The 4,468-nt window shown below is 45.4% G+C and carries 8 protein-coding genes; all 8 read right to left on the bottom strand.

All coding sequences use genetic code 11. The features are described from left to right. Positions 1–83: 83 nt before the first annotated feature. Positions 84–386 carry an IDEAL domain-containing protein gene (locus DSM465_RS0117665; RefSeq protein ID WP_029761949.1) on the bottom strand — a complete coding sequence of 101 codons (303 nt, stop codon included), beginning with the start codon at positions 384–386 and terminating at the stop codon, positions 84–86. A gap of 24 nt (positions 387–410) precedes the next feature. Next, complete coding sequence (locus tag DSM465_RS18520; RefSeq protein ID WP_035498783.1) at positions 411–608, bottom strand: hypothetical protein; 198 nt, start codon at positions 606–608, stop codon at positions 411–413. A 3-nt stretch (positions 609–611) separates the two neighbouring features. Further along, the gene (locus DSM465_RS0117660) at positions 612–1,448 is read right to left on the bottom strand and encodes an ATP-binding protein (RefSeq protein ID WP_029761948.1); all 837 of its coding nucleotides are present in this window, start codon (positions 1,446–1,448) and stop codon (positions 612–614) included. Beyond that, complete coding sequence (locus DSM465_RS0117655; RefSeq protein WP_080320025.1) at positions 1,396–2,181, bottom strand: DnaD domain-containing protein; 786 nt, start codon at positions 2,179–2,181, stop codon at positions 1,396–1,398. Before DSM465_RS0117655 ends, DSM465_RS0117660 begins: the two co-directional genes overlap by 53 nt. A 180-nt stretch (positions 2,182–2,361) precedes the next feature. Further along, the gene (locus DSM465_RS0117645; protein WP_029761946.1) at positions 2,362–3,213 is read right to left on the bottom strand and encodes an exodeoxyribonuclease X C-terminal domain-containing protein; all 852 of its coding nucleotides are present in this window, start codon (positions 3,211–3,213) and stop codon (positions 2,362–2,364) included. A gap of 1 nt (position 3,214) precedes the next feature. Then, a complete protein-coding gene (locus DSM465_RS0117640) occupies positions 3,215–3,766 on the bottom strand; it encodes a host-nuclease inhibitor Gam family protein (RefSeq protein ID WP_029761945.1) in 552 nt (183 codons plus the stop codon). Continuing rightward, positions 3,763–3,954, bottom strand: coding sequence for a hypothetical protein (locus DSM465_RS0117635; RefSeq protein WP_051358557.1), 192 nt, complete (start codon positions 3,952–3,954; stop codon positions 3,763–3,765). Before DSM465_RS0117635 ends, DSM465_RS0117640 begins: the two co-directional genes overlap by 4 nt. A 102-nt stretch (positions 3,955–4,056) precedes the next feature. Next, the coding region (locus tag DSM465_RS0117630; protein ID WP_236620394.1) for a hypothetical protein at positions 4,057–4,468 on the bottom strand (412 nt) is incomplete at its 5' end.

Below are 4,468 nucleotides of genomic sequence, written 5' to 3'. Positions count from 1 at the left end.
GTCCCTCGTACTCATGTATGCCCATCTCGATCAACTGACGGATGACGTGTTGGCGTTTTAACTCCTGCATCATTTTTACGCTGTTATACAGTATCAACACGTTCACCCCCTTTCCGAGCAGTGAGTTCTCGAAACCATTCTTCGTCGCGCATGTCTAATGCGAGATTAATCAACGCCTCCCACTCCGGGCTTGTCCACTCTTCTATATCATTGATAACGGCAAATTCGCTCATTAGCATCCGACGTTTTTGGTTTACTCTTTGTCCGTCCCTCGTCCGCGTGAAGATCACGCTGCATTCCGGCGGTTTGATCCAGTTCACGTACCCGATCCATCCATAAGCGTAATGATTCCGATTAACGCACCGCACCCAGTCCCCGGCTTCCATGTCCCCTCTCCCCCTTTCCTCTTTCTATCGAACTTCCAATGATTCAGCGGTTATGCCAAGGCGTTCACACACCTCCGCCAATCGCTTGCGAAATGCCTGCATCTCACGCTCGTGCTCTCGCCGGGCCTTTTCTGCGTATTCGCAGTCGCAGGATGCCACTAACCATGCCCCGTTCATCACTCTTGTGTATAGCCGCCCCGTTCCGTCGCATTTCACACACATGTTTTATGCTCCTTTCAGCCGGAAATCTTCGCCTTCTACTTCCAAGAGATATGGACCGCATTGCCCGAGCAGCCGACTGGCAGCTGCATAGCCGATTTTTTCACTCAATGTCCCTCGATCCTCATTGCTGTTGAACACGATTGGTTTTTGTTTCCGATACCGTTCATTTATGATTTTGTAATATAACGCCTCTTTCGCTTCGGACCATTTCGCCTTCCCGATGTCATCCCACACCAGCACATCCGCGTGAATCGCACTATGCAGGAGTCGATTGAGCGTTTCTCCCTCGTCGTTCATCATCTTTGCCTGGATAAGTTCGTCCATGAATGTGACATCGGAAACCACCAACACATTAAACCCGTCTTTAATGAGTCGTTTGGCCAGTGCAATTTGTAAATGAGTTTTACCGACGCCGAAATTGTTATGCTGTCTCTTTGCCTCTGCTCGCTCGCCAGCCGGCAGTTCTCGGAGCCGTTGCTCGCCCACGACAGCGATAAACCCTAAATTTTTGTCAGACAAAATTTTCTTTGTCGTGCCGTTATCGTGTTTAATAACAGCGAATTCGTTTAGGTAGCTAATGGTTGCATCGTACATATCTTGCTGATACTGCGTCGATCGCTTGAAATTTTCAAAATTAGCATGGATAAACTCATCCGGAATGAGCGCTTGCTTGAATCGGCGCTTCCATGCTTTTCGTTCTCTGCATTCACAAAAACTTGCAAACTCGTATCCCCATTCATCACGTTTCAAAACCAATTCCGTATCTTTGCAGATCGGGCACTCATATTCATCCGCCCCAGGCTTTTCGGGCTGCTTCAGCTTCTCGGAGGATTTGTTCATATGACTTGCCGCCTTCTTTTGTAGATCGGCTAACACCTCGGCGATGCTTGTGAACCTCACGATCGTTCACTCCTTCTCGCTTTCTATGAAACTCTCGCTCGTAGGCTTCAATATCTTCTATCGTGCGTAGATTGTTTTGTACCCACTCGCGAAGTATCCCCTCTGCGTAATTCCATTTCTTCTGTTGCTTAAGCGCTCGTTTCATCGCTTCTATGACAATTTCATCGCTCGTGTCGTTTGCCCATTTGAGAATGCATTCAGCCATAAAAGGACTCATAGGACCAAAGTTTTGTTCGTAGAAATGGTGGGCATTTACTACTACTACATCTAATTGTTCTTCATTGTTTAGTGAGTTATTATTTAGTTCTTTATTATTTAGTAGTTGCGGATTTTCCATCGATGGATTTTCCATTGATGGTTTTTCCATCGATGGATTTTCCGTATATGGTTCTTCATAAACGATGGTTTCCCATTCGAATTTTCCCTGCTCGTTTTGGCGACGTACACGCCTCATATATCCGTACTGTTTCAGTTCCTTAATAGCTGATTTCAAAGCGTCTTTACCGTCTTTGGCGTGCTTTACTAGCTCGTCATCATAGAATTTCCAATCATTAGGCATGGAAAGCATATAAGCATGGAGCCCTTTTGCTTTCCAGCTAAGACGTGGATCATGCAAGGCCGTTTTATTCATCACGACATAGTTGCTGTTCTTCTGTACTCTAATGACTCCCATTTGCTCACTCCTTCTTGATGCAAATCGCATATCGTCCTTTAATTTGTTTCACTTTTAAGTTAGGATGGCTGCGTTTGACGTAGCCAATAACGTAAGCAATGTACAATTTCTTATTCCCAGCAGCCATCCATCGATAACAATCAGGGATTCTGATAAGATATCCATTCACTTCGGTTCACCTTACATACCGAAAGGCAAGTCATCGTCACTAATCTCAATTACTTCACCGTCGAATGGGTCGATATTATCTGGCTGTGGTTCTAGTTGTGCTGCTTGTTGCTCCGATTGTTGCTGTTGTTGCACTTGTTTTTGTTGCGCTTGTTGTTTTACAGCTTCGAACATCAATTCAATGCCCTTCTTGATGACTGGATCCGTGCGGTCTTGTTTAAGCAGCCATTCGAGATAGTCCGGCTGTGCTTTGTAAATTTCCTTCAATGTCTTGCCTTTGTATTTGCCGAACGTCAATTTGATTTGTGCCGCATCCTGAGCTGTCATTGTTTCGACTTGTTCTGTCTGTACAAATTCCTGCATGTCTTCGATGTCTTGCGTAAAGATTTCGGAAAGGCTTGCTAGTGTCAATGTTGCGTCAATTTGTGCACGTTTTTTGGCCATTTTTAAAACCGTGTTCACTTTTTCATATGGGTCCTGTAACTGCCCGTCCTTCTTTTTATAGAACTTAGGTTCACGTGTATTGCAGTGGCCAAGTCCTTCTGTAATCTTGACCCCATCTTTGTAGATGACACAACGAACCGTGAAGGCGAAGAATCCATTATCATAGTCCTGCACACGTTCGATCACTTCATACTCACTTGTGACACCAAGCAACATTTGAATCTTTTCTGCACCTGGTTTTAACAATGTTGGTTTAGGAGTGCCTGGAATAACTCCGTAATCGTGATCTTTTTTTAACGAGTTCTGAATGACTAGTTGAAATTGATTTATTTTCGAAAGCGTTGATTGAACAGCGCCAATATCGACACTTTCGATGATCGACAGGGAATTGGTTTGTTGTTTTGCGACTAGCTCGGCCATGTCATTCTACCTCCACACCGAATGTGATGGTCTCCGGTTTCACAACGACACCTGGAACAACTTGTCCATTTTCATCGACGACGACTTGTCGGCCATTGGCTTCGACTACTTTCAGCGTCTTTTTGAGGTCGCCCCATTTCACTGACTCTTTGATAAACTCCGTCATGCTGTTTTCTTTGACGTGTTGAAGAAGCAAGTTTTCATCCGCTTTTTCTGGCTGCGCTTTGGTTTTACGGGCTTTTGATTTCCCATAAGGTGTAGACAATGTTTTTGCTTTTGGGTCTGCTTGTAGCACTTTGGCATGGTATTCCTGAATCAGCTGCTCGAAAAACTCGATATTCTGCTGGATGGATTTCTTTTGTTCTTCTTCCCAGCGATCAATGCGCTCACGTTCAGCTTTGGCTAATTGCTCAACTTCTGCCGCTTTAGCTTTGTATGCTGATAGCTTGCGGAAAGCCCAATTCAAGCTATCGATACCGGTAATCTGAAAACGCTGCTTTAATTCCTCTTGATTTTCCAACTCTTGCAACTCAAACTCTTGTAAAACGTTCATTTGACTTCCCCTTTCATAAAGTTTTCGCGTTGTGCGTTAAGCTCTAAATATCGACGATACTGGGAGGCGTTTTTAAACTGAAAAACAGGTCTACCGGCTTTGTTGAACGCTATGCTTCCTCCAGATTGGGTAAGGCGCCACTGATCGAACTTGTTAGTGCTATATGAGATAGTAATTTCCCTCGCCATCTTCTTCCTCCCATTGCCTTTCTTGAGTAGATGACTTATCATGAAAGGTAAAGGTTGAAACATTTTTTTGCGAAGCGCCTCACTCCCCCAGTGAGGCGTTTTTCATGCCTTTTGGAGTTCCTCAATGCGCTTGAGGATGGCGCGTACGCTCCGTCCCGTACGGGCAGATATAGTTTCTAATGGCAGCACGCCGTAATGGTTGAGAATATACAAATCCTCGTCTCGCGACCACTGTCCCACCCTGTGACTAAGAAAATACGGGTCAAAATCGTTTCCTTCCCATAGTGGCCGGGTAAGCTCTTGCATGCGCTGTTGGTACGGACATTCCCGACAAACCGACAGGCTGGAGTTGACCTTTGGACACTGCCGGCAATGCCGGTCGTAAATTTGTGTTGCTTGTAAGCGACGACGGCGTTTCTCTGCCTTCGTCAACCTCGTCACCTCCTTTCTTGCCGCCCGACAACCGTGGTACAATAAAAACGAAAACGGGTATCGGTGGTTCTGGCTAGTTGGT

Source organism: Geobacillus thermodenitrificans subsp. thermodenitrificans DSM 465 (assembly GCF_000496575.1).
GTDB classification, from domain to species: domain Bacteria; phylum Bacillota; class Bacilli; order Bacillales; family Anoxybacillaceae; genus Geobacillus; species Geobacillus thermodenitrificans.
Note: the sequence above shows the minus strand (reverse complement) of the source record. Positions and strands in the feature narration are given on the sequence as shown.

What these genes read in the sequence shown, in the direction of transcription:
- DSM465_RS0117655 (WP_080320025.1), bottom strand. Translation starts at nt 2,181, where the DNA reads ATGGGAGTCATTAGAGTACAGAAGAACAGCAACTATGTCGTGATGAAT.
- DSM465_RS0117665 (WP_029761949.1), bottom strand. Translation starts at nt 386, where the DNA reads ATGGAAGCCGGGGACTGGGTGCGGTGCGTTAATCGGAATCATTACGCT.
- DSM465_RS18520 (WP_035498783.1), bottom strand. Translation starts at nt 608, where the DNA reads ATGTGTGTGAAATGCGACGGAACGGGGCGGCTATACACAAGAGTGATG.
- DSM465_RS0117640 (WP_029761945.1), bottom strand. Translation starts at nt 3,766, where the DNA reads ATGAACGTTTTACAAGAGTTTGAGTTGCAAGAGTTGGAAAATCAAGAG.
- DSM465_RS0117635 (WP_051358557.1), bottom strand. Translation starts at nt 3,954, where the DNA reads ATGGCGAGGGAAATTACTATCTCATATAGCACTAACAAGTTCGATCAG.
- DSM465_RS0117645 (WP_029761946.1), bottom strand. Translation starts at nt 3,213, where the DNA reads ATGGCCGAGCTAGTCGCAAAACAACAAACCAATTCCCTGTCGATCATC.
- DSM465_RS0117660 (WP_029761948.1), bottom strand. Translation starts at nt 1,448, where the DNA reads ATGAACAAATCCTCCGAGAAGCTGAAGCAGCCCGAAAAGCCTGGGGCG.